Origin of the sequence: Bifidobacterium sp. ESL0732 (assembly GCF_029395535.1) — a bacterium.
Lineage (GTDB): Bacteria > Actinomycetota > Actinomycetes > Actinomycetales > Bifidobacteriaceae > Bifidobacterium.
Window position 1 is genome coordinate 750,382 of the sequence record NZ_CP113920.1, and the last position, 26,450, is coordinate 776,831.

Below are 26,450 nucleotides of genomic sequence, written 5' to 3' on the forward strand. Positions count from 1 at the left end.
ATTAGATTGGTCGTGCCGGCAGCATTTATTCGTTTTATCGTCTGGATTGGCCGATTGCTTTGGCTTGGGCCGATCCGTCCGCCGAATTATCGGATTACCGGTCTTGCCGGTCGGCGGGATTTATTCCTTGCTCTCGTCTTTCTTTTCAGGCACGCGGATGGTCGCTTCCTGGGTCATCGCGGCCAACAGCCTGCCGTCAGCCGAATAGACCTTGGCAATACCAAGCGCGCGGCCGTGACCGGCTACGGGAGCATCCTGTACGTAAAGGTGCCATTCGTTCATATCGATATTGTCATACCACCACATGGAATGGTCGATCGAAGCGTAGAAAATGCCGGGCGTGGAGATGCTCAGGCCTGCGCGACGCAGGTCCGGCTCCATCATCACCTGGTCGCATTCCAACGCCAGCAACGCGCGATGGACGTTCTGCGAAGCCGTGACAGGGCTGGCCATACGCATCCATACCATCTGCTTGCCGGAATCCTTGTCAGCGCTTTCTTTATCAGGCTCGAGCATGACGGTTGAGCCGATGTGACGGATGTCGAACGGCGACTGCGACGAATAGTATTTCGCGAACCCGGACTTGTCGGCATAAGGCTCCATGAGGTCTTTCGCGCTGGTCAGCGTTTCAGGATCCGGCAGGTTCCTAGGCATATCATCATTGAATTCCACTCCGGCCTGGCCAGCCTTCTGCAGGCTCACTGTCGCGGTGAAAAGCAATTGGTCACCTTGCTTGGCGTCCACACGGCGTGTGGAGAAGGAACGGCCGTCGCGCAGCGATTCGACCTCATAGCGGGTTTCCTCGTCGAGCTTGCCAACCTTGATGAACGTGGCGTGAATGGAATTGGCGACCTTGTCGTCATCCGCAGTGTCGGCCGCGGCGACGATGGCCTGTGCGGTCATCTGACCGCCGTAGATGCGTTCGGTGGGATAGTAGAGATTCGTGGCGTCGTGGAAGACGGTGCGCCCGTCCTCTTTTTCTCCGGCTTTCAGCTTGAGCGCCTCAACCGCTTGCTGCGCTGGGTCGCTTGCCTTGACTTCCGCCATGTCACTCCTCGATTCTGTCGAATTAACGCTTATGCGAGTCTATCCGCGCCGCCCAACTTTCCGCGCGAATTACGCCAGTATCTGAACCTGTCGAATTCAGCCTATATACGATGATGTCCCAATCGTAATAATTGGGACATCATCATAGGTTATCTATTATCTCGTCAGTTTGCGGTGGATGCGGTGGGGGCGGGAGGCCTCCTCGCCCAGACGCTTGACCTTGTCTTCCTGATACGCCTGGAAGTTGCCTTCGAACCAGTGCCATTTGGCCGGGTTGTCGTCGTCGCCCTCCCACGCGAGGATATGCGTGGCAATGCGGTCGAGGAACCAGCGGTCGTGGGAGATGACCACGGCGCAGCCTGGGAACTCGATGAGCGCGTTCTCGAGCGATTCCAGCGTTTCGACGTCCAAATCGTTGGTTGGCTCATCAAGCAGCAGCAGGTTGCCGCCCTGCTTGAGGGTCAGAGCAAGGTTCAGACGGTTGCGTTCGCCGCCGGAAAGCATGCCGGTCATCTTCTGCTGGTCGCTGCCTTTGAAGCCGAAGCTGGCTACGTAGGCGCGGGTCGGCACTTCGACGCCGGCGACCTCGATGAAGTCGTTGCCGTCGGAGACAGCTTCCCAGAGGTTCTTGTTCGGGTCGAGGCCCTCACGGTTCTGGTCGACGTACGAAATCTTGACGGTTTCGCCGATGGTCAGCTTGCCGCTGGTGAGCGGTTCCTTGCCGACGATGGTTTTGAACAGGGTGGATTTGCCGACGCCGTTGGGGCCGATGATGCCCACGATGCCGTTGCGCGGCAGGGTGAAGCTCAGGTCGTCGATCAGCACGCGATCGCCGAAGGCCTTGTGGATATGCTCGGCCTCGAGGACCTGAGAGCCCAGACGCGGCCCCGGCGGGATGACGATCTCGGAGAAGTCCAGCTTCTTGGAATTGCGCGCCTCGTTCTCCATCTCGTCGTAACGTTCGAGCCTGGCCTTGTTCTTGGCCTGACGTGCCTTGGGCGAGCTCTTGACCCACGCGATTTCGTTCTTCAGGCGACGAGCGAGCTTGGCGTCCTTGGCGCCCTGGATTTCCATGCGCTTTTCTTTGGTCTCCAGATACGTGGAATAGTTGCCCTTGTAAGGGTAGAGATGGCCGCGGTCGACCTCGCAGATCCACTCGGCCACGTTGTCCATGAAGTAGCGGTCATGGGTCACGGCGATGACGGCACCCTTGTAGGAGTGCAGGAATTGCTCGAGCCAGAGAATGGATTCGGCATCCAGGTGGTTGGTCGGCTCGTCCAGCAGCAGCAGGTCGGGTGCCTCAAGCAGCAGCTTGCACAGTGCCACGCGACGCCGCTCGCCGCCTGAGCAGACCTTCACCGGGGTGTCCGGGTCGGGGCACTGCAGCGCGTCCATCGCCTGTTCGAGCTGGGAGTCGATGTCCCAGCCGTTGGCTGCGTCAATCTCTTCCTGCAGTTTGCCCATCTCGGCCATCAGTGCGTCGTAATCGGCGTCTGGATTGGCCATTTCCTCGCCGATTTCGTTGAATCGGTCAACCTTCTTGGTGATATCGCCGAAAGCGGCCTTTATGTTCTCGCCAACGGTTTTGTCCTCATCCAGCGGCGGTTCCTGCTGCAGGATGCCTACGGAATAACCGGGGGTCAGTTTCGCTTCGCCGTTGGAGACGGTTTCCTGCCCGGCCATGATCTTGAGCAGGGTCGACTTGCCCATGCCGTTGGGGCCGACAACGCCGATTTTCGCGCCCGGCAAAAAGCTCAGGGTCACGTCGTCAAGAATCACACGGTCGCCATACGCCTTGCGAGCATTGATCATCTGAAAAATAAACTCAGCCAAGTATTCGTTCCTTCGTTCTGATGTGTGCTTTGTCTCATTGCGTTTCAAACATTCCGCAAGGTTTGCCTTACCCGCGGATTCAAGCCAATTTTGGCATATCGAGTAGACGTTTCAAACAATCTTCACGCTCGGTTTAAATATCGGTTTTGTGCGTTTTGTCAAGAAATGACGTCCAGCAGGGAACAAATGGTGGCGGTGATATGTTGGGTCTGGTAATGTGCTCGTTTCAACCTGTATGTTGTGACGTCATACGATTATGCTGTATTAGACATGACGGCCGCAATTGGCGGATTGAGAAGTACTGAAAACCCGTGAAGGGAGCGGCACGATGGAACAGGGAATGACCAACTTCCAGGCGAATCTGCCAGAAGCGTTACCTATTGAAAACCCGCTGAGCTCGGCCGATGCCCGGGTGCCGGCCGAAATCGAACAATCCTCAGGACTCTTGTTGCAGGGTCGGCGGTTGCGTTCGTTCGCGTATACCACCGACGCTGCTGTAATACATAATACCAATGCCGATGCCATCCTTGCCGTCTACCCGTTCACGGGCCAGCCGGTCATCAACCAGGCCGTTCTTTCCGTGGCTCAGGCTCCGGTTTTTGTGGGCGTCGGGGGAGGGACCACCACCGGTACGCGCGTGCTCGAATTGGCGGTGTTCGCCGAAATGCAGGGTGTTGCCGGCGTCGTCTTGAACGCTCCAAGTGAGGTCGAAATCGTGCGCGAGGTCGCGATGACGGTACATGTTCCCGTCATGGCGACCATCGTGCAATGGGATGATATGGTGCAGCGCAAGATAGAGGCCGGTGCCAAGATCATCAACGTCGCAGCGGGCAAGAACACCGCCGAAGTGGTGGCGCATGTCAAAGACCGTTACCCCGAAATTCCCGTTATTGCCAGTTCCGGCGGCTCCGCACAATCCATTCGTGAGACCATCGAGGCCGGAGCCAACGCCCTTTCGTGGACGCCGCCGAGTGCCACCGACCTGCAGAAGCAGATGATGGATCGTTACCGTCGCGGCGAAACCGGACACGCCGATGGTGGTCAAAGCGCTCCGAGTTCGCCGTTCCCGAACGTCAACCCGAACGGGACGACCAAAAGCTTCTATACTTCGACAGCCAGCATGGGCCATCCCTACACGGATGTGCCGCCGGTCAAGCAGCCAAGCCCGCGCCACAAGAAGCAGACTCCACCGAGTGAGGCCATCGTCGAATCCAACTGAACTGTTTTCCGGCTTTGTGGGGCACGTCTGATATAGTGAATTGTCCATTGAGAAGCCGGGGTCCGCATATGAGCGACAGGTCGGCTTCAATCTTTTGAAAGGCTATTGTGCCGAAGCGTCGTACTCATAAAAATAATTCAGACAACTCTGCCGATTTTAGGGGCGGAGACTATGCAGGCTCGGAAATGAATAATCCTGATTCTTATAACTCAACCAAATCCAAATCGAAACAGGCCGAAGAAGCGGCCGAAAGTGCTGCTGCCTATGCCAAAACCGGCGACCAACCTGAACGCAGTTTCGCCGAACTCGGTGTGCCTGGCCCGTTGGTAAGCGTGCTGGCTCGCGATGGCAAGACTGTCGCCTTCCCGATTCAGGCCGACACTCTTGGTGACTCTTTGGCTGGGCGTGATGTGCTTGGCCGTGGTGAGACCGGAAGCGGCAAAACGCTGGCATTCGCTATCCCGCTCGTTGCCCGTCTCACCGAACAAGGGCAAGGCGAAGCTGCGATGCGCGATTTCGAGCGCATGGACCGCGGCGATCGCAAGGCGCAGAAGCGTGCGATGCTGCCTCATCCGCACGGCATGATTCTTGCGCCCACGCGCGAGCTGGTCAACCAGATCAACGAGGTCGTGGCTCCACTCGCCGCCGCCTACGATATGCAGACCGCCACCATTTACGGCGGGGTCAAATACAGTCGCCAGATTTCCGAACTCAAGGCCGGTGCCGAAATCATCGTCGCCTGTCCCGGGCGTCTTGAGGACCTGCTGCGCCAAGGCGCGCTTTCCATTGAAGACGTTGAGGTTGCGGTGCTCGACGAAGCCGACGAAATGGCGGATATGGGTTTCCTTCCGTCTGTACAACGTCTACTTGAGCAGATCGATCCGAACGGCCAGCGCATGCTGTTCTCGGCGACGCTCGACCATGGTGTTGATAAGGTCGTGAAGCAGTTCCTGCATGACCCGAAGATTCACGAAATCGCACCTGCCGACGCGCAGGTCGATACCATGACCCATCACGTCTTCGAGGTTTCGCAGGGCAACAAATACGAGGTCATCCGTGAGCTTGCCAGCGGCAAGGGCAAGCGCATTCTTTTCACCCGCACCAAGTACCAGGCCAAGAAGATGGCCGACAAGCTGGTCAAAGAAGGCATTCCCGCCGTCGACTTGCAGGGCAACCTTTCGCAGAACCAGCGTGACCGGCATCTGGCCGCGTTCACTTCCGGGGATGCCAACGTGCTGGTGGCCACCGACGTGGCTGCGCGCGGCATCGACGTCAGCGATGTGGCGATGGTCGTGCAGACCGAACCGCCAGAGGATCCCAAGTCCTTCCTGCACCGTTCCGGGCGTACCGCGCGTGCCGGCGAATCCGGAGACGTGGTTACTTTGGTATTGCCCCAGCAGCGCCGTGACGCTCGTCAGATGTTGCATCGCGCCGGTATCAAAGCCAAAAGTCAGCAGGTCGTTCCGGGCGCTCCTGAACTCGAGGAACTGGTGGGGGAGCACGCCCCGCTGGTCGAAGGCTGGACGCTGACGGTGCCGGTGGTCAACCGCAGGGCCGGACGTACCGGTCGCGGCGGACGCAACGAGGGTCGCGGAGGTCGTGGCGGATACGGCCGTAAAGACCGCGGCGGACGTCGTGACCGTAATAATCGGCATGGCGATTCCGGTCGTTCGTTCAACAAGCGTGGCCGTGATGATTCGTTCGAAGACGCAGGCGGTCGTGGCGGCCCTAACGGTGGATTCAGCGATTCCCGGGACTTCAGCGATTCACGTTCCCGCGGTGGTCGCCGTGACGGGCATAAGAATCGCAACCCGCGCTACGATGACGGTCAAGGCCCGATTGACGGCCGTTCCTCACGCGGTCATCGTGATGATCGCCGTTCGCGCGATTTCTATGACGATGACTATCGCAAGGGCAGCGGCAAACGGCATCATTCCGATTTCGATGATCGCGGCAACCGTGGCGGCAAAGGCAAGAATCGTCGCTATGAAGGCGACCGTTCCGGCGCTCGCGGCGGCTACGAGGATTCCTACGGCTCACGCAAGTCGAACCGTCATAGCGGCTATGGCAAGTCAGGCGGGCGTGGACGCGGTCGTGGCGAAGGCTACGAAGGTCGTTCCGGCAGTCGTGGGCGCGACGAGGGCCGCTTCGGCAACCGCGGTCAGCACTCGCGCAAGGCCGACGGTTTTCACCGCTCGCACGGTAAACGTAACTCCACTCCGTTCCGCCGGTCTCGCTGAAATGAGGTAAACGGCGGCTTGGCGCTTGTTACCAGCCAGTCGTAGTTTGCTTGATGAAAGGTGTCATGGATTTCCGTGGCACCTTTTGCATTGCTGGGGAGAAGTGTTCGGCTTCTCAAGTGTACTTTTTCTACGGTACCGTCAGAAAAGTGCATGTAGCATCATACAAAGTGCATTTCTGCGACGCTGGCGTCAGAAAAGTGCAACCAGCGGTTTCTAAAGTGCACTTTTCGAACGGTAGCGTCGGGAAAGTGCAGGTTTCGTCGTACCAGGTGCACTTTTTCGACGTTAGGAATCGCAAGGATGGATGGCCGATTATGCTCCGATATAAAACAAAGTAGGTGCGGCGAATAGAGTTGGCATAGTGAACGACGGCGGGAATGGAATATATATGATGAACGCGATAAATGGGGACAAGAATGTGGAAAATCGCAGCGGGAACGATGTCAAGGGTTCTTCGGTTCCGCAGGCCATCGAGGTGCGGGGCGCCCGAGTCCACAACCTGCAGGATATCGACGTATCGATTCCATTGAACGAGCTCGTCGGCATCGCCGGGGTCTCCGGTTCCGGCAAATCGTCGCTCGCGCTGGGCGTGCTTTACGCGGAAGGTTCGCGTCGTTATCTGGACGCACTTTCGACATATACCCGTCGCCGGATGACGCAGGCGGAGAAGCCGCAGGTCGATTCGGTACGGTTCATTCCACCGGCTTTGGCGTTGCGACAACGCCCGGGCGTCGGTGGTATGCGTTCTACTTTTGGCACTTCTACCGAGACGTTAAATGTGCTGAGACTGATGTTTTCACGTCTGGCTTCGCACCGCTGCCCGAATGGTCATTATCAGAAACCGACACTCGATGTCGCCGCTGAGATTCCGATTCATTGCGCGGTTTGCGGTGCGCTTGTTGAACCTCCTAGCGCGGAGCAGATGGCGTTCAATTCCACCGGTGCGTGCCCGAAATGTCAAGGGACCGGAACCATCCACGAGGTCAACGACGCCGCCTTGGTTCCCGACGAAAACCTCACCATCGATGAGGGTGCAGTGGTGCCATGGCGTACCTTTGGGTTCAATGTTCAGCCCGATATCGTGCGCGAATTCGGTGTTCGTACCCATGTGCCGTTCAAAGACCTTACCGACAAAGAACGTGACATCGTCTTCAATGGGCCGGAGGAGAAAAAGCCCATCACGCTCACTTCAATCAAGGGTGTGCACCATATTGATTTTACGTTCCGCAACGCACGCCTGACCGTGACCAAGGAACTCGACCGCGCCAGCGATGAAAAGCGCATGGCCAAGGTCTCGAAGTTTCTGGTCGAGCGCGTCTGCCCGGATTGCGGTGGATCGCGGCTCAACGCTGCTGCGCGTGCCCCGAAAATCGGCAAATACAATCTGGCCGAAGTCACTTCCTGGCCGTTGCGCAAGATTCTAGAATGGGCCAAGGCGGTTCCGGATTCGTTGCCGCAGGATATGCGGCAGATGGCCGATAGCTTGGTAGAAACTTTGGAGGATATGGGTCGCAGGCTCATCCAGCTTGGATTGGGTTACTTAACGCTTGACCGCGCCAGCTCGACGCTTTCCACCGGCGAGCGGCAGCGCGCCCAGCTTTCGCGTGCGGTGCGCAACGAGACTACGGGTGTGCTCTATGTACTTGATGAGCCTTCTACCGGATTGCATCCGGCGAATATCGAGGGACTTATCGGCGTGATGCGCGACCTGCTGGCTTCCGGGAATTCCGTGGTGTTCGTCGACCATGACGTCCACGTGCTCAATGCCGCCGATTACTTTATCGAGATGGGCCCTGGCGCGGGTAGCCGAGGCGGAAGGATTCTCGCACAAGGTTCGCCGGCCGAAATATTGCGTAACCCGAAGTCGCGTATCGCCGGTTTCCTGGACGGCTCGCAACCAGTGGTGGTTCGTAAGCGTCTTGCTTTACCACAGGTTTCAAAAACCGGTTGGATTTCCATGCAGACTGAGGCCATCCATACTGTCCATCCGCTCGACGTTTCTATTCCGCGCGGACGGATGACCGCCGTTACCGGCGTTTCCGGTTCAGGCAAGACCACGATGGTCTTGGAATCGCTGATTCCCGCATTGCAGGCTCAGGAGAATCACACGTCGTTGCCGTCCCATGTCCGGTCTCTCGATGCTGCAGGCATCACGCGTGTGCGTTTGGTCGATTCCACTCCTATCGGGATCAATGTGCGCTCGACGGTCGCCACTTATACAGGCATCATGGACATGCTGCGCAAGGCCTTCGCAACGACCGCATCAGCCAAGAAACGTAAGCTCAAGGTCTCGGCATTTTCGTATAACACGGGTTCGTTACGTTGCCCGCAATGTGACGGTACCGGTCAGATCAGCCTCGATATCCAGTTCCTTCCTGATGTCACCATCACCTGCCCGACCTGCGAAGGTCGTCGGTATCGTCCCGAAGTCAACGATGTGCGGCTTGCAACGCCGACCCATCCGCAAGGGCTCACACTTCCCGATGTTCTGGATTTGGAAGTGGATGATGCTCTTGATGTATTCGCACTTGATGACGATTCCGGCTCGAATTCTGCTTCGGTTTCTAGTTCGTCTTTACATGGTTCCTCCGATCAAAAACGGCTGGCAGCTTGGTCTGGAGCCTCAGCTGTCGACGAATCGGTAAGTGCCGCTGATTCCGGCGATATGATCACCTCAGCTCTACTTAGGCGTATCCACAAGGCCCTCGAGACGCTTCACGACCTTGGTCTTGGCTACCTCACGTTAGGCGAGGACACCCCGAACCTCTCTGGCGGCGAGGCGCAGCGCCTCAAGCTTTCCAACGAACTCGGCAAAAAGCAGAGCACGTCGTTGTTCGTCCTCGACGAGCCAACGACCGGCCTGCACCCGCTTGACGTACGCACGTTGATCGACGTACTGCAACGGTTGATCAAAGGTGGGGCAACGGTTGTCTTCATCGAGCACGACCTCGACATGATCGCCAACGCCGACTACGTCATCGACATGGGCCCGGGCGGTGGTGAGGAAGGCGGCACGGTCGTTGCCACCGGCACACCTGACGAAATCGCTGTCAATCCGGCAAGCATCACCGGCCGTTACCTCGCCAAGCATCTGGCAAGTGATAAGGCAGAACTTTGATTGTTTTGCCTTGCATTGTTCTTAGCCTTTGACCCTAGCCTCCGTATTAGGACCTGTACGGTTTCGTCTCCAAGTTGCTAATGAATTCGTCAGTGCCAATTTTCGGTATGGAAGCATTCAGAAATGCCTTGGCGTCGCGAGAGACAATGCAATCTGCTCTCCACCGTTCTGCGCATGCGCGAATGATGCCGTCTTCGAAGTCAGGTTCGTCGGAATCAACGGCGATCTTGCAAACGGCTTTGTCGATCGGGAGAATTTCGAATGCATCGGTGAAACGGCGTATCCAATTGCGTCGTTTCGTTTCCGACAAGTCATGCCGTGAAATGTAGTAAGCATCTTTAAGACTTCCTGCACAAACTGCGACATGGGGTTCGTGATGACCGTCGATACTTTTAAAGAAAGAAAATGCCGCTCCTGAATTGGGCCGATCGGTAATCATGATGTCAAGCAGGAAATTTGTGTCTATGAATATCTTATTTTTCACGGCGTGACAGCTCCTCTTTGATGTCGTCGGGAGTAAGTCTTCCAGCATACGATGGCAGTTTTACCGATGCTCTATCGGCTTCCGCCTCTTCGATCATCTTCTTGTGGTCCATCTGGTGCTTCGGATAGCCGACCTTGAACCCGGTGGGGTAGGAGGATGGTTGGAAGGGGAGCATGCCGTCGCGTACGCTTTGCTTGAGGAACATGGTGATGGCCGTGGTCATGTTGAGTCCCATGTCTTCGAACAGTGCAGCAGCGTCATCTTTGAGTTCCGGATCGATGTTCATCGTCAATTTTGCCATGTCGTCCTCTTTGAAGTTTCGTATTGTTTGCTTAGGTATCTTCAGTATAGGACGAGAAGCCGTATGTTGTATAGTCAATGCATTCATAATAGCCTTCCAATAGCCGTATCGGTTTCTTCTGATAATCAAGTCTATTGGTGCTATACGCTTCGATGCAAGCTGGAACGGGTGCTGTGGTCGAATGTTCGAAACCATTGCAATGAAGCCGTTTTTGATATCAAAAAGCGGTGTGGATAACTATTTTCTTATCCACACCGCCATACACAGGTCGAGATTTTTTAGACCTTGATTATTTTTCGTTCCGGTTCCGGGTCCGTTCCCAGTCTTCGCTCACTGCGCGTCGTCAAGCAACTTCACATACTTGCCGTACCCTTGCGCCTCCATCTGGTCGCGCGGCACGAAGCGCAGCGAGGCCGAGTTCATGCAGTAGCGCAGCCCACCGCGGTCCTGCGGCCCGTCATCGAAGACGTGTCCCAAGTGAATCTGCGAGTCGGCGGTGCGAATCTCGATGCGCGGCCGTCCGGGCAACTTGGTGTCGCGGTGCTCGGTCAAGGCAGACGGATCAATCGGCTTGGAGAATGACGGCCAACCGCAGCCCGCGTCGAACTTGTCGGTGGAAAGGAACAGCGGCTCTCCGCTGACGACGTCCACGTAAATGCCTGGCTCGAAATTCTGGTCGTATTTGTTTGTGAACGGGCGCTCGGTAGCGGCCTCCTGCGTCACCGCATACTGCTCCGGGTCGAGATCCCAGACGCGCTCGATATAGCGCTGCCGCTTACCGACGTTGAGAAGTTTGGAGACCGGGATATGGCAGTATCCGCCCGGGTTCTTATCGAGGTAATCCTGATGGTAGGTTTCGGCGGGGTAGAAGTTGCGCAGCGGCTCGACGATCACCGCGGGTTCGCGCCCTTCACGGGTGGCAAGCTCCTGCAAGGCCTTCTCGTATATAGCTTTCTGCACCTCGTCGAGGCATAACATCGCGCTGCGGTACTGCCGTCCGGTATCGTTGCCCTGCCGGTCCACGGAGAACGGATCGATGACGTCTAGGAACAGCAGCGTCAGCGTCCGCAAGGTCACGCAAGACGGGTCATAGTCGACGCGCACCGTTTCCGCCGCATCCGTCGCTCCGCTGCAGACCTCTTCATAGGTCGGGTTCGCCTTATTCGACTGCGCGTACCCGACCTGCGTGCTGGTCACGCCGTCGACGCCTTGGAAATATCGTTCGACGCCCCAGAAGCATCCGCCCGCGAAATAAGCGGTCTGGGTTTTTGCGTTGTCTGTGTTCGCCATGTCTCCTCCGTATCCGTTTCCTACTGTTCCGATTATTCATGCGTTGCTGATAGTGTCTCATAAACTTTTGCAAAATGATATACAACGTTCGGCTAAGGCTGAAAGGTTGCGTTTCCCGCCGCTTTCCTGCGGTTTCCCGATGTCTTTTGTCTTGGTTTCTGCTTTGCCTTTATGTTCGCTTGCTGCGTTCCTTTTCAACGAAACAGCATTTCACTGGATTTTGAAAAGGGGTAAGATAGAAGTTTGCGGTCTTTGATATTTGACGATATCGGACGCGTCATATTTGATGAATGATATTTGACGGTATCGAAGCTAGCGATAGTTTGGCATTGAATCGGCTGCGGCAGGCGGCGAAAAGGGGAACGCGATTTGGATTGGCATGCGTCGGTGTACGGGTCGAGAACCGGTAGCTCAGGGGGATTCGGGCTTGGTTCAGGTTCCGTCGACGATACATTCGGCGGGATCGCTGACCCTGACGGAGGCGTGACCTTCGGCGCCAACGAACCGGCTGTGCCCGAAAAGGTCCTGCGGCAACGCGGTGGCAAGGCTTTCTATCGCGCCTACGAGGTCATTTCCAGCGGACGCATGCACAATCTGACCTGCACCCCCGGCGAGGACGGTACATTGCTGGCCGCTTCAGTGGAGCCCGCCGACGAATTCGCGGACGATTACGCGGTGAGCGCTCGGATTGATGAGAACCATGGCGAAATCATCGATTCGGACTGCACCTGTCCGGCGTTTGGACGGTTTGGCGCCGTCTGCAAGCATGTCATTGCACTAATTATGCAATACAATGACACGCCGCAGAAGTTCGAAGAGTTGGGAAACGGGGTAGCTGCTTCGGGCTCGCGGGGTGGAGCGGGGCTCGGCGCTCGCCAACGCAAGATCGTCCGTCGCACGTCGCGTGCGTTGCGCTCGTTCATGCAGCAGGAGGATTCTGCGCTCGAGGAGCAGGCCAAGAATCGTCAGTTGGATCTGCTCAAGGAAGTCAGCAGCCGCGCTTCGGGCGATATTGGCAGCGGAGTGGCGCTGAGCCGTCACATGCCCATCGGTTCGGTCGTGCTGCGTCCGATGCTCGAAAATTCGGGGCGGGACTGGTATCTGCGCCTGCATATCGCGGTGCCGTCCAAAGGTATTTCCTACGTCGTCAAGGACGTTCGCGCGTTGGTCGAGACCGTACAACGCCGCGAATTCGTCACCTATGGCAAAAAGCTCGCGTTCGTGCATTCCCGCGATTCGTTCGGCGAACGTTCGCGCTCGATTTTGGCTATTCTCGGCCGCGCTATCGAGATTCGGAAAAGCGTTTCCGGTGATTACGAGTTCTATCAGAGCAAGGCAGAAGCTCAGGAAATGCGGCTTTCCGATGACGAAACGGCCGAGCTTTTGGATTTGTTCGTAGACGCGGATGCGACATTGGATTATGTGCCGCTTCATGGCAATTTTGCATCGGCAATCCCGGTCCGCGTGGTTGACGGTGATCCTGATTTAGGTCTTGAGGTTGTCCGTGCCGAGGATGATGACGACCGGGATGATAATTCAGAGCAACCGCACCATAAATCTACCCGACAAAATGATAATAAATCGTCGCAAAAATCCGGTTATGTTATCCGACATTCTTTGAATATCCAGAAATTCATTATCGGACGAGGCTCATCGTTTGTGGTCGTCGGATCGCCGGCTTCGAACCATGCGTTCGGTTTGGATACCCCTGAGATTCATCGCTGTTCCAGCGCAATGACCACGAACCGCAACCTGCTCGGGGTGCTTTGCGCCGGAGATGAACGCGGCGATCTGTACTTAAGCGGCGACGACATCGAAGAGTTTTCACGTACCGTGCTGCCTGCGCTCGACCCGGTTCCTTCGGATAGTGGCGATGGAACCGGCAAAAACAGTAGCGGTGGTAATTCTGAAGATGCGAACAATGCTGGTAACGCCGACGAGAATAGCCAATCCGACAATAATTCCGTATCCGGCGGAACTAATTCGGATGACCTATCACAAAGTGATACCGGTAAAACGGCTTCAGACGGAGCACCGCAGAACGCGGCAGACGGGACCTCTGGCACGAATTCCACGGTAACCGATGACCTCACGCCAGCGACATCGCGTGGCACTTCTCACCACGGCATCGCCGTCAAGCTGCCGCCTGAACTCATTAAGATGCGGCGCGTGCCCTGCCATATCGAGACGTATCTCGACCGCGATCGCAAGGGCATCACCTGCGACGTGCAGGCGCGCTATGGTGACGAGCGTTTCCATGTCTTCTCCGGCATCGGACCGAACGAACCGGTCGCCCGTGACCGCGAAACCGAGCGCTTGGCCGTGGAGGCTGTGCGGCAGTATTTCCCGATGCCCGATGGCCCGATAGCCCGCATCGCCGAGGACAACGACAAGGCGATCTACAAGCTGCTGAACGAAGGACTGCCCGTTTTGCGCGGGCTGGGCGAGGTGTTCTCCACGCCGAGTTTCGACGGGCTCACCTCCTCGCCGCACCCCGTGTTCAAGATTGGCCTGTCCATCAAATCCGGTCTGGTGGAGATCTCGCCGATCGCCGACGAGATCGACCCGTCCGAAGTGCCAGCGCTCCTGAACAGCTATCGCAAGCGTCGCAAGTTCCATCGCCTGCGTAATGGCGCCTTCGTCAATATGGCCGACGTCGACACCAGCAAGCTTGACGAGGTTAGCAGCGACCTGGGCTTGAAACCGGTTGATTTGGACTCCGGGACCGTTTCCGTGCCCGCCTACGAGGCCTATTACCTTGACAACGAAGCGGAGGACGAAGACAAAAGCGACGAATTCCGTAGCTATCTGAACGATTTGCGCGTCATCGATCCGAAGACCTACAAAGTGCCGGAGTCGCTCGCGCATGTGTTGCGGCCGTATCAGGTCGAGGGATTCCGCTGGCTCAACGCCGTGGCCGACAAGGGTTTCGGCGGCATTCTGGCCGACGAGATGGGCCTGGGCAAGACCGTACAGATGCTTTCGTATTTGGTTTCGCGGCGAAATGAGCAGCGCAATATCGGGCCGAATCTGATTGTCTGTCCGGCGTCACTGGTCTATAACTGGGCCGCCGAATGCGCCAAATTCGCCCCTGAGCTCAAGGTGCAGGTGCTTGCCGGCTCCAAGGCCGCCCGCCGTGCGACGTTGAAGAACACCAAAGCGTGGTATGAGGGCGACAAAGTCGGCATTGAGACTACATCTAGTAGTCAGAATGAAACTGACGGCTGGCAAAGTGCCAGTAGTCCACAACCGATCGATGACGATGAGACCGTAAAGTGGGTCGCGCCGGACGTATTGATTACTTCGTACGATCTGCTGCGCCGCGATATCGACGATTACGACGGCCTCGAATGTTATTGTATGACACTTGACGAGGCGCAGTATATCAAGAACCACGCCACCAAATCCGCCCGCGCTGTACGGACCGTCAACGCGCGTCATCGTTTCGCGCTGACCGGCACACCAATCGAGAATCGACTTTCTGAACTGTGGAGCATCTTCGACTTCCTGATGCCAGGCATGCTGGGTACATACAAACACTTCCGCGACCGTTTCGAGATGCCGATTCTTTCCGGCGACGAGAATGCGCAGCGCAAGTTGCAGGCGTTCGTCGGTCCGTTCATCCTTCGGCGCCTGAAGTCGCAGGTCTTGAAGGACTTGCCTGACAAGATCGAAAATGTCATCACCGTCCAGCTTGAAGGGGAGCAGCGCAAGCTCTATGCCGCGCTCGAGCAGCAGCTGCGCGCCACTTTGAACAAACAGCGCGACATCGAATACAAGACCGGCAAGATTCAGATTCTGGCCCAGCTCACTCGTCTGCGCCAGGCCTGCTGCGACCCGCGACTGCTGTTCAGCAATGTCGGCAGCAACGTCGTCAAGAAGGACGCGCACGTCTGGGGCATGCCCAGCCGCGAGACCGAGCGTGCCGACGATGAGTCGATAGATGAGCTCAGCGAGACCGCCGACGCCTCGGCGAACGCGATTGTGGGGAATGACGGTTCAGCAGGGTATAACGCTTCGGATGCTTCGAAAGCCGGAACGTCAACTAAGCCGCGCAAGGTCAGTTCGGCGAAGCTCGATGCCATCGAGGAGCTAGTTTCCAGCTGCCAGGACGCCGGCCGCAAGATGCTGATTTTCTCGCAGTTCACCAGCTTCCTTGACCTGATCGCCGAGCGCCTGCGCAAGAACCACGTGGCCTACAACGTCATCACCGGCGCCACCCCCAAGCGCAAGCGCCTCGAGCTGGTCGACCAGTTCAACGCCGACGACACCCCGGTCTTCCTGATTTCCCTGAAGGCCGGCAACACGGGCCTGAACTTGACGGGCGCTTGTGTGGTCGTTCACGCCGACCCGTGGTGGAACGCCGCCGCGCAGGAGCAGGCCACCGACCGTGCCCACCGCATCGGCCAGACCCAGGACGTCAACGTCTACCAGATCGTAGCCAAAGACACCATCGAGGAGCGCATTCTCAAGATGCAGCAGTCCAAGAGCGACCTGGCCCATCGTTTCGTCGACAATGCCGGCACCGGCACCTCCGCCGGCATCTCGAACCTCACCAAGGACGACCTGCTGCAGCTGTTGGGATAATGCCACTTAAAAAGCAAAATATCGATTGAAATTGCATTTTTTGACACAAAATTGCTAAATGAAGTAATTTCATGTTATGCTGAGTAAATGAAATAGCTAAAATGTCAAAATAAGGTGAGGTATCGATGCTGATAGATTTTTCGTTCTCGAATTTCCGCAGTTTCCGGGATGAGCAGGCGTTCTCGATGTCTCGTAGCGCGAAGAATAATTCGACTTCAACAGTCACTGCCGTCTATGGTTCCAATGCTTCTGGCAAATCCAATTTTCTCAAAGCGCTTGCCACGATGACGAATATGGTACGTAATAGCTATAGCCAAGGGGTGAACTCGTCGGGGATTATTAGAGACGCGTTTGCTCTGACGGATAATGCGGCTGGTATAGACATGAAACCGTCTGAATTTCTGGCCGAGTTCATAGCCTCTGACAGGCAGAAATATCGCTATTACTTCACCTTCGATTCGGAACGGATTATTGAAGAGTCATTGACGGTTTACCGGCGTCTTGGCGATCGGCTTTCCACTCGTCCGGCCTTGCTATTCGCCCGTGAAGATGGACAGAAGCCTGTCTTTGGTCCCAGATTTGGTGCCAAAGGTCTTTTGGAGGAAACCCTGAAGCGCAGAGCCAATGCGTTGATTCTTTCCGCTGCCGCTGCTGCTGGCGTGGAGTCCACCCAACCGGCATTTGATTTTCTTGCGCGAGATATCGTGTATTGCGAGGCGTTGGCTTTCCCACAGGAAAAGCCGCGTATCGCCCAGGAATTCTCAAAGCAGACAAGATTCTCGAAAAATCTGGCAAAGTTGCTGCATTATGCTGATTTCGGCATTGGGACAATGGACGTGGTGCCGGCAAGCCTGGGATTGAACGATCAAGTCATTGCGCAACTAAAGCGACAGCTGCATGATCAGCTTGGTGCTGATGATGAGAAATTGGACGCCATGTTCGCCCAAAGTGCCCAGCAATCCCAGCAACAGGTTCAGTTCCGTTTCCAGCATACCGGTGAGCATGGGGTCCCCAAGCAATTCAATGAGGCTCAGGAATCGCAAGGTACGCTTGGTGCGTTGTCGTTCTTCTCCCTTGCTTTAAGACAACTCTCTCATCAGACGGTAACTTTGATTGACGAGATTGACACCAGTTTGCATCCATTGTTGGTTCGTCAGTTAGTGTCGCTGTTCGCTGACCCCGAGACTAATCCTCATGGATCTCAATTAATTTTCACTACGCATGATATCTCGTTGCTGAGTGCGGGATCTTTTAGCGGTGATCGTCTCCTTGAACCTGATCAGATTTGGTTTGTGGAAAAGGATATTGATGGAGCCTCAGAGATTTACCCCGTAACTGATATGAAACTGCGAAAAGGTGAAAATATCAGTAAGAACTATATGAATGGAGTATACGGAGCAGTACCCACGCCCGGGTTCCATTCGGTATTTGCACAAATTATCAATGAACAAGAGTCAGACGATGATTCGTTTGATGTGGGTGATGGCCAAACGAATAGCCAACGACTAGAAGCTGGTGATGGTCAATGAGTAAGAAGCGTTCAGCACCTGCTCACGGACGCAGCGTGCATAGGCGACATCATCGGCTTCGTCGCGATCGTTATCTGGTCGTTTGTGGCGGTGAGGTGACCGAGCGGCAATATTTCGAGCATTGCGCGCAGGAATTCAATGTGGACATCAGGTATAAGCCCAAAGTCTATAGTCCCTCTGCGGTAGCGAAATATGCTGCTCAGCTAAAGAAGGATGAGGAAGCTGAAGTCGGCGATGATGCCGAAGCGTATAAGAAAGTGTGGGTTGTGGTCGATGTCGACCATTTTCATGACCATGCCGAAGCTGAAAGGATATGCAAGGCAAACGGTATGAGACTCATCATTTCTAACCCATGCTTTGAGGTTTGGCTTATTGATCATATCCAGCGGTGTCCCGAAAGCTATAAGTTGACCAAGGATGTGGAGCGATATGCCAGCCAGCTTGGAATCACCAAGGGGCCCAGAAACAAATATATTGAGTTTTCTGCGATTGAGGGGAAGACGGTCCAGGCGCTGACAAATGCGTCTCGCCATAATAGCAACCGATATCAACGGCAGCAATTGACGGTGAACTCCGAGCAGGATTACGCGCCGTGGACCGACATGCCGGAAGTCATCGAGGAACTAAGGAAGTAGCGGGATAGTGAGAGAAGAAGATCACAACGGTGACAGACAAGGTAATACCTTAGCCGGAGTCATTAACGGAATGTCTGGTGATATATGGAAACAATCGCCGATTATGAAGCAGATGAACCAGACGATATCTGGAATTGCGAATTCTTGGGCGCAACAAAATAGCAAGCGTTTTGCAGGATACGTTTCTCAAATTAATTCAGTTATGAACGCTACAACGATATCTCAAGCTGTTGGTGCGCAGAAGGCTATAGGTGAGCTGATTTCTAGTATGTCTGTTTTAACCAACTTGACACTGCCGGTAATCGATCCCGCAATCTTTAAACAGTTCGATGCTAGTCAGTATGTTGCCGGGTTGGACCAGAGTTTGAAACTTATAGGCAGTTCGCAAGTTTCTCAATTGGGTAAAGCTGCTTCCGAATTAGCAAAGAGTTTTTCTGACTTTGGTGCTTTGCCAGGAATTCAAGATTTCTCGAACTCGCTTAAACCGATTATTGAGTCGTTTCAGGCCTTGCAAAAGTGGCAGCCTCGGTACTGGTACCCGGAGAATTTAAAGAATGTATCAGCTGAGTTTACATTAGTTGATATTTTACATATTGAACATGAAGAGGGTATTTCACTTTTTTATGTGGCTAGTACGGTTCTGATTGATAAGCTTCTTACAGCTAAATCTCCAGAGGATAGATTGGAAATTCTTGATGTTGCGCTGGAATCGATTATTGAGAATTGCCGTCAAATATTGCAAGAGCATCGCTGCACGAAGCGGCAAAAAGAATATAGCGATTATCTTGAAGAATCATTAGAGGTTATTGAAGAAGGCCACCTAGCTGCCGGTGAGGCTTTACTTGCTGACTTAACAGAATCTTTTACCAATGATTTGGATGATGAGCAGCTGCAACAAGATTTGAGAAATCAAAAGAATCATGTGAAATTTGAAGACAAAATGGCCCTACAAGGTCAGAGTATCCGTGGCGAAGTTGCTCTAGGAGCAGTTCCTGCGGCTTTTATTCGTTATTATCCTGGAGAGACAATTCCTGTTGATTTTTCGAGACACGCTATTGCTCATAGCATGCCAAAAAAACAATTTTCCAGAGTTAATGCATCTAAGGCACTGCTTATGGTATTCGGCTTTGCAACCTATCTGTTTGGATGGGATTTAAAAATATAGAGTTATGGTTTTCTTCACGAATTTATTGTCTTTGAAATATGGCAAATAGGATTCTGATGCGTTGGTTCTAAGTTGTCTCATTTACAGTACACTAAGTAAATAGAATCTAGTTGGGTCAAGTGTGCCGTTTATCGGCTTTGTGGAGGTTAACATTAATGGCAGCGGAAGATAGCAAGAATCAACGCGACGAGTTGCATAAGGCGATTTGGAATATTGCTGAGAAAGAGCGCAACGCCGTCGATAGTTGGGATTTCAAAGCATATATCTTCTGCTTCTTGTTCTACCGGTTTATCTCCGAAGATCTTGCCGAATATATCGATAAAGGTGAACATGAAACCGGTAATAAAACCTTCTCATACGCTGATTTAAGCGACGAAGAAGCTGAAATAGCGCGTGAGGATGTGACGAAGGAGAAGGGCTTCTTTATGTTGCCTTCCCAGCTATTCCAGAACGTTGCTAAAAATCCCGAGAAAGACGACAAACTCAATATAACGGTTAAGAATATTTTTGCTGATATCGAGCGGTCCAGTGTTGGCACGGCTTCGGAAGATGACTTCAAAGGTTTGTTCGATGATGTCGATGTTACCAGTACCAAGTTAGGTGCCAACCTTTCTGAACGTAACGCAAGGCTTGCTGGCATAATCACCGGCATTCGTGATCTTGATTTCGGGAACATTCGAGATGCCGATATCGATTTGTTTGGTGACGCATACGAATATCTGATGAATATGTATGCCAGCAATGCCGGCAAATCGGGTGGCGAATACTTTACACCTCAGGAAGTCGCCGAGTTGCTTGCCCGCATCGTGATAGGGCATCGAACCTACGTTAACAAAGTCTACGATCCAGCTTGTGGATCAGGCTCGTTGTTGTTACGCTTCGCAAAAATCCTTGGTCAAGAGAACGTTCGTCAGGGCTTCTTCGGCCAGGAAAAGAACCCGACCACGTACAACCTTGCCCGAATCAATATGTTTCTGCACCATATTAATTTCGATCGCTTCGATATTGCACAAGGCGATACACTTATCAATCCAAAACACTGGGATGATCAACCATTCGATGCCATTGTTTCCAATCCGCCTTATTCGACGCATTGGAAAGGTGACAGCGACCCCACGCTCATCAATGATCCGCGATTTTCTCCTGCTGGCGTGCTGGCGCCGAAGGGATATGCAGATTTGGCGTTCACCATGCATATGTTTTCGTGGTTGTCGACAGATGGTACCGCGGCGATAGTTGAGTTTCCTGGTGTGCTCTACCGAGGTGGGGCTGAAGAAAAGATCAGGCAGTATTTGGTTCAAGGAAATTTTGTCAGTGCTGTTATCCAGCTACCTGTCAATCTTTTCTTTGGCGTCTCTATTGCCACCTGTATTCTGGTGCTGAGCAAGTCAAAAACCGATGACAAGGTATTGTTCGTCGATGCATCTGAACAATTTGGGCATGTCGGTAACAAGAACAAGCTGATGCCAGAGAATATCGACAAAATTGCTTCGACGGTAGTTGACCGAACCGAGAAAGAGTATTTCTCCAAGCTGGTAAGTATCGACGAGATTGGCTCTGAAACCAATCATTACAATCTTTCTGTTGGCACTTGGATTGAGAAGAAAGACACCAAAGAGAAAGTTGACATCAACGAGCTTAATCAGCGCATCAAAGGTATCGTAAGCCGCGAAAATGAGTTGCGACAGCAAATCGATGCGATTGTTGCTGATCTGGAGAGTTGAGATGACTGCAGCAGGAAAAGTGGCTCCTTCCCCGATAGGTAAGGCTGAAACTAAAAGACAACACTACGTTCCACGATTTTTCTTGTCGGGCTTTACAAGTAGAAAAGATGGGAAATTTGATGTTTTACGGAGAACCGCTTCTGGAGTAATTCGTTTGTCTGGTCAAAGGGTTGAAAATGTGGCTGTTGAACGAAATTTATATGAGGTAAAAGTTCCAGAAGCGGAAGACGGAAAGGATAATTTGTTTCCAAATGGGGTTGAAAACCTGCTATCTCAGTTTGAAGGTTCTTTCTCTGGACGTTTTCGAGTGATAATTGAGGCACTCTTAGAAGCATCAGTTCGGAAGACTTGGACAGATGCAGAATTAGAAGATATTTGCGATTCGATATCTATTTTTATTGCTGCGCTTTATGTGAGAAACCCAAAAAGCGTCAAAAAAATGCTTGAAAATGCTAAGAATCTCGTGCCTGTTTTAGAACAGTCTCAACTTGGAACATCTGATGCACTGGAACAGTTATATTCGGAAACGATGGGCTCGGATTGGTCTGAGAAAATTCATTTGACGCCGGAAATGGCATCGCAAGTTCTCGGATTATCAGAGTTAGTATCTCCGTCAAAAGCAGGTATAGAAAAGGGTAATAAGTATCCTCTAATAGAATATGCCGAGTATCTAAGAAATTGTAGTTTCCAGTTTTTAACAACGGCGGTCGATCAGCCATTTATTGGAATATCTGAGCCCCATTTTGAGGGAGTAAGAGATTCTGGACGTTCATATGGTTTGCTTTATTTTCCTCTCAGCTCCAGATTGGCTGTCCTCATAGTTGATGATGATAAACATACCTTTGAAAAGAAGTCACTTAATAGGAAACAATTACGACTTTTCAATAGAGCCGCATTAGTAGGAGAAGAGTGGGATTGGGCTTTCTGCAGTAGGGGAGACTATCTTGATTCATTCAGGAAAAGGAATAGCGACAATGAGTAAAATTGACGAGATACTTGAGCAGCTTTGTCCTGATGGGGTTGAGTATAGAGCTTTAGCTGATGTATTTGAAACGAGGAATGGATATACACCTTCGAAAAAGAATTCTGAATATTGGACGGATGGTTCTGTTAATTGGTTCCGAATGGAAGATATTCGTGCAAATGGACATATTTTGTCTGATTCAATTCAAAAGGTGTCTCACTCAGCAGTGAAAGGTGGAGAGCCTTTCGCGGCTGATTCGTTGATTGTAGCAACGTCTGCAACAATTGGTGAGCATGCTTTAGTTACTGTTCCATTCCTTTGTAATCAGCGTTTTACCTGTCTGACAAGAAAGGCTGAATTTGTCAATAAATTGGATATGAAATTCTTTCTTTACTATGCAGATTTGCTTGATAAATACTGTCTGGAACATACGAATAATGGCGGTTTTGCGTCGGTTTCTATGACTGCTTTTCGTGACTTTCCAGTTGCTATACCACCGTTGGAAATTCAGCAGGAAATTGTGCGAATTCTGGATTCATTTACTAAGCTTGAGTTGGAGCTTGAGTTGGAGCTTGAGTTGCGCAAAACACAATATGATTATTATCGTAATCGTCTTATTGATTTCGCAGAAGATACTTCGTTGCTAGAACTAGGTGAAGTAGTTTTTATGAAAGCCGGGAAACATATAGCTGGTTCTGAAATAAAAGACGTTCAATCACAAGAGAATCCATATCCGTGTTATGGAGGGAATGGTATACGAGGTTACGTTTCCGAGTTCAATAATCAAGGTGAGAAAGTTCTTATTGGGCGGCAAGGGGCATTATGCGGTAATATTTGCAGGGTGTCTGGTAAGTTTTATGCAACTGAACATGCTGTTGTAACTACGTGTAATGAGCACATACTTCCTGCCTATGCATTTCATATGCTAACTGCTGCTAATTTAAATCAATACAAATCGCAAGGCGCTCAGCCAGGTTTAGCAGTTTCGAATTTAAAGAAAATTAAAATCCAGGTTCCTTCAATTGAGCAACAAAGACATATTGCAAATGTTCTTGATCAATTCAGCGCATTAACGACGTCGCTAACCGATGGTTTACCTGCTGAGATTCAGGCCAGGCATCAACAGTACGAGTATTATCGGGATAAGTTACTTGATTTTCCAAGAAAGAAGACTGAGGCATGATCGTTGATGACCAGATAACCTCTGCAACGGAACATTTGGACAAGACATATTCCATCCTGCTGGAAGGGCCGGAGGAAACAGTCTGTACTGAAGCTCCGAGCGTTCCGAGCAATTCTGCTGCCTACCAGTCTGAGGCGGAGCTGGAGGCTCAGCTTATCAAGCAGTTGTGTGCTCAGGGATATCAGCGAATTTTGGTCCATACCCAAGATGAGATGGTTCTTAATCTGCGTCATCAGATTGAAAATCTTAATGGTTTTGTATTTATCGATGCGGATTGGGAAACTTTTTTCCAAACGAAAATCGCAAACGCTTCCGATGGCATCGTTGAGAAGACTCGTATCATCCAGCATTCGCCGGTGATTGATTTTACGACCAGTGATGGTGTCCTTCATAATGTCATGCTTCTTGACCGTAATCATATTCATCACAATCAGCTGCAGGTACTCAACCAATATGAAGCCAATGAAGGCACCCACAAGAATCGTTATGACGTCACCATTCTTGTCAATGGACTACCGCTTGTCCATATTGAACTCAAACGGCGTGGAGTTGATCTCCGGCAGGCGTTCAACCAAATCGAACGTTACCAACGGGAAAGCTTCTGGTCTCAATCAGGACTTTTTGAATATGTTCAGCTTTTCATTATTTCGAATGGTTCTCTGACCAAGTACTACTCCAACACAACGCGTTGGCAGAAAACCCACGATGAACGAGGCAAAAAGACCAGTGCTTCCTATCAGTTCACAAGCTGGTGGACTGATGCCAAAAATCATCGAATTATGGACCTTGTGCCCTTTACTGCTTCGTTCCTTTCTCGTGGTACGCTGCTGATGATATTGACGCATTATTGCGTGCTTGATGTCGACGACAATCTTCTAGTCATGCGTCCATATCAGATATGCGCAACCGAACGTATCCTCAACCGAATCCTGATTTCTGAGATTAGTAAGAAACGTCTTGGGACCAGTGCGGCAGGTGGCTATATTTGGCACACCACTGGTTCAGGCAAGACGCTTACCTCATTCAAGACCGCTATTCTCGCTTCCCAGATGGAGGGAATCAACAAGGTACTGTTTGTCGTGGATCGTAAGGATCTCGATTATCAGACAATGAAGGAATACAATAAATTCCAACCCGGAGCTGTGAACGGTTCAACGAATACTGCGGCATTAACGGAAAACCTTGAATCGAACGATCCTGACAAGCGTATCTGTGTTACCACTATCCAGAAATTAGCCGTCTATCTTTCGCATGCGCAGAAGGGCAACCCGTTATTTGCTGAGCATGTTGTTTTCATATTCGATGAATGCCATCGGTCTCAATTCGGTAAGATGCATAAGGCTATAACTTCGGCATTTAAGAATTACCATCTGTTCGGGTTTACGGGGACGCCTATTTTTGCAAAGAACGCACAATCTGGCGGAGACCCCGAACTGAAGACGACTCAGCAAGCATTCGGTGACTGCTTGCATAAATATACTGTTGTCAACGCGATTGACGATGGCAACGTTTTGCCGTTTAAAGTGGATTATGTCAAGACGTTTAGTCATAAGAACGGTCGTCCTGATGAACAAGTCGAAGGCATTGATACCAATACAGCTTGGCAAAATCCGAAGCGTATCCGGCTTATTTCTCAATATATACTTGACCACTATGCTCAGAAAACCAAGAGAGATTCGGCCTATCAATACAAAGATGCTTACCACATGGGGTTCAACTCGATTTTGGCTTGCGACTCCATCTCATCAGCTAAGGCATACTATACCGAGATTCAATCGTTACTTCCTGACTATCCTGAGCTGAATCTTAAGGTGGCAACTATCTTTACCTATGCTCCGAATGGTGAGGAAGACGATGCCCAGGGCATACTGACCGAAGAACAGATGGACATTGCTGGCATGAAACCGGCTGATCGAGATTTTCTTGACGCGGCCATCGCTGATTACAACAAGATGTTCAAGAGCAATTTCGGTACTGATGGTAAGGGATTTGACAGATATTACAAGGATGTTTCTCGGCGTATGAAAAACCGGGATTTGGATTTGCTCATCGTCGTTGACATGTTCCTTACTGGATTTGACGCCAAGACACTCAATACGTTGTGGGTCGATAAGAATCTCAGGCTTCATGGATTGATTCAAGCGTTTAGCCGAACCAATCGTATTCTTAATTCAGTCAAGACTTTCGGCAATATCGTTTGCTTCCGTGATTTGTCGGATGAGGTGGACGAGGCGCTTGGGCTTTTCGGCGATCCTAATGCGGCCGGCATTGTTTTGCTTAAGCCATATGAGGATTATTTCACGAAATATAGCGAAGCTTTGGCACACTTGCGCGATGATTTTCCGTTGGATGGTGATTTCTCTGGATTAGGGGAGAAGGCGGAAAAGGATTTCATCAAAACGTTTGGTGCTCTGCTCAGGCTTCGGAATATTCTTACTTGCTTTGATCAATTCGCTGACGATGACCCTTTGAAAGGTCATGATCGCGAACTACAGGATTATCAGAGCCATTATCTGGACCTTGCCGATAAATACAAGCGACGTGACCAAGGAGAACGTGTCAGCATCTGCGACGATTTGGTCTTTGAGATGGAGCTTGTAAAACAAGTTGAAGTCAACATCGACTATATCCTCATGTTGGTCGAGCAATATCACGGTGAGAACATTGAGGATAAGCAAATAGCCGATACGATTCGTAGCTCTGTGGCATCTTCGCCGGAATTGCGAGACAAGGCTGATCTTATCGATGCGTTCCTTCAACTGGTCGGCTTTGGCGACCAAGACCCGATCATTCTTCTTAAGTCGCTCACCACTGAGGAACGACATGAAGTGATTTCAGGCCAGTGGAAGACCTTCGTTGCCGATTCCATGGAGCATGAACTCGATGCAATAATTTCGAGCCACAATCTGAAACCAGATGAAACCAAGGCATTCATGTCAGAAGCTTTCATTTCTGGCAGAGTGACTGATGAAGGCACAGCAATCCGCCGCATCATGAAGCCAATCTCCCGTTTCGCCAAGGACAATCCCTACGCCGAGCAGCGTCAGGATGTGGTCGATTCCTTGACTGCGTTCTACAACCGCTACAAGAGTCTGACGCCGGTGTATCCAAACGCTGCTGTAGATTGA

At 52.2% G+C, this 26,450-nt stretch carries 16 protein-coding genes; 11 read left to right on the forward strand and 5 right to left on the reverse strand.

Features of this window, described 5'->3' with window-relative positions; all coding sequences use genetic code 11:
• Positions 1-120: 120 nt before the first annotated feature.
• Together OZX70_RS02775 and ettA are read right to left on the reverse strand one after the other, a co-directional pair.
• Positions 121-1,047, reverse strand: a complete 927-nt coding sequence (locus OZX70_RS02775) for an acyl-CoA thioesterase domain-containing protein (RefSeq protein ID WP_277181717.1) — start codon at positions 1,045-1,047, stop codon at positions 121-123.
• A gap of 156 nt (positions 1,048-1,203) precedes the next feature.
• The gene (ettA, locus tag OZX70_RS02780; protein WP_277181718.1) at positions 1,204-2,880 is read right to left on the reverse strand and encodes an energy-dependent translational throttle protein EttA; all 1,677 of its coding nucleotides are present in this window, start codon (positions 2,878-2,880) and stop codon (positions 1,204-1,206) included.
• Between the two features lie 328 nt (positions 2,881-3,208).
• Between ettA and OZX70_RS02785 the strand changes: the two genes are divergently transcribed.
• The 3 genes from OZX70_RS02785 to OZX70_RS02795 all read left to right on the forward strand — a co-directional run bounded on the left by OZX70_RS02785 (position 3,209) and on the right by OZX70_RS02795 (position 9,460).
• Positions 3,209-4,099: a dioxygenase gene (locus OZX70_RS02785; RefSeq protein WP_277181719.1), complete on the forward strand. Its 891-nt coding sequence runs from the start codon at positions 3,209-3,211 to the stop codon at positions 4,097-4,099.
• A gap of 185 nt (positions 4,100-4,284) precedes the next feature.
• Positions 4,285-6,339 carry a DEAD/DEAH box helicase gene (locus OZX70_RS02790; protein ID WP_277181720.1) on the forward strand — a complete coding sequence of 685 codons (2,055 nt, stop codon included), beginning with the start codon at positions 4,285-4,287 and terminating at the stop codon, positions 6,337-6,339.
• A gap of 394 nt (positions 6,340-6,733) precedes the next feature.
• Positions 6,734-9,460 carry an excinuclease ABC subunit UvrA gene (locus tag OZX70_RS02795; RefSeq protein WP_277182079.1) on the forward strand — a complete coding sequence of 909 codons (2,727 nt, stop codon included), beginning with the start codon at positions 6,734-6,736 and terminating at the stop codon, positions 9,458-9,460.
• Positions 9,461-9,506: 46 nt separating this feature from the next.
• Here OZX70_RS02795 and OZX70_RS02800 read toward each other — a convergent pair whose 3' ends face one another.
• The 3 genes from OZX70_RS02800 to msrA form a co-directional block, all read right to left on the reverse strand.
• Positions 9,507-9,944, reverse strand: a complete 438-nt coding sequence (locus OZX70_RS02800) for a PIN domain-containing protein (protein WP_277181721.1) — start codon at positions 9,942-9,944, stop codon at positions 9,507-9,509.
• Positions 9,934-10,245, reverse strand: a complete 312-nt coding sequence (locus tag OZX70_RS02805) for a type II toxin-antitoxin system RelB/DinJ family antitoxin (protein ID WP_277181722.1) — start codon at positions 10,243-10,245, stop codon at positions 9,934-9,936. Before OZX70_RS02805 ends, OZX70_RS02800 begins: the two co-directional genes overlap by 11 nt.
• A gap of 330 nt (positions 10,246-10,575) precedes the next feature.
• Positions 10,576-11,535, reverse strand: a complete 960-nt coding sequence (gene msrA / locus OZX70_RS02810; protein ID WP_277181724.1) for a peptide-methionine (S)-S-oxide reductase MsrA — start codon at positions 11,533-11,535, stop codon at positions 10,576-10,578.
• Between the two features lie 369 nt (positions 11,536-11,904).
• On the opposite strand from msrA, the gene OZX70_RS02815 reads away from it, so the two are divergent.
• From OZX70_RS02815 to OZX70_RS02850, 8 genes are all read left to right on the forward strand, one after another.
• The gene (locus OZX70_RS02815; RefSeq protein ID WP_277181725.1) at positions 11,905-16,122 is read left to right on the forward strand and encodes a DEAD/DEAH box helicase; all 4,218 of its coding nucleotides are present in this window, start codon (positions 11,905-11,907) and stop codon (positions 16,120-16,122) included.
• A 125-nt stretch (positions 16,123-16,247) separates the two neighbouring features.
• On the forward strand, positions 16,248-17,651 hold the full coding sequence (locus tag OZX70_RS02820; protein ID WP_277181726.1) for an ATP-binding protein: 1,404 nt from the start codon (positions 16,248-16,250) through the stop codon (positions 17,649-17,651).
• Positions 17,648-18,286: an RloB family protein gene (locus OZX70_RS02825; protein WP_277181727.1), complete on the forward strand. Its 639-nt coding sequence runs from the start codon at positions 17,648-17,650 to the stop codon at positions 18,284-18,286. The genes OZX70_RS02820 and OZX70_RS02825 overlap by 4 nt, the downstream gene beginning before the upstream one ends.
• A gap of 7 nt (positions 18,287-18,293) precedes the next feature.
• Positions 18,294-19,451 (forward strand): hypothetical protein, encoded by a 1,158-nt coding sequence (locus tag OZX70_RS02830; RefSeq protein ID WP_277181729.1) that lies wholly within the window; start codon positions 18,294-18,296, stop codon positions 19,449-19,451.
• Between the two features lie 155 nt (positions 19,452-19,606).
• The gene (locus OZX70_RS02835; protein WP_277181730.1) at positions 19,607-21,175 is read left to right on the forward strand and encodes a type I restriction-modification system subunit M; all 1,569 of its coding nucleotides are present in this window, start codon (positions 19,607-19,609) and stop codon (positions 21,173-21,175) included.
• A 1-nt stretch (position 21,176) separates the two neighbouring features.
• The gene (locus OZX70_RS02840; protein WP_277181731.1) at positions 21,177-22,157 is read left to right on the forward strand and encodes a DUF4238 domain-containing protein; all 981 of its coding nucleotides are present in this window, start codon (positions 21,177-21,179) and stop codon (positions 22,155-22,157) included.
• Positions 22,150-23,322 (forward strand): restriction endonuclease subunit S, encoded by a 1,173-nt coding sequence (locus OZX70_RS02845; protein WP_277181732.1) that lies wholly within the window; start codon positions 22,150-22,152, stop codon positions 23,320-23,322. Before OZX70_RS02840 ends, OZX70_RS02845 begins: the two co-directional genes overlap by 8 nt.
• Positions 23,319-26,450, forward strand: coding sequence for a type I restriction endonuclease subunit R (locus OZX70_RS02850; protein WP_277181733.1), 3,132 nt, complete (start codon positions 23,319-23,321; stop codon positions 26,448-26,450). Before OZX70_RS02845 ends, OZX70_RS02850 begins: the two co-directional genes overlap by 4 nt.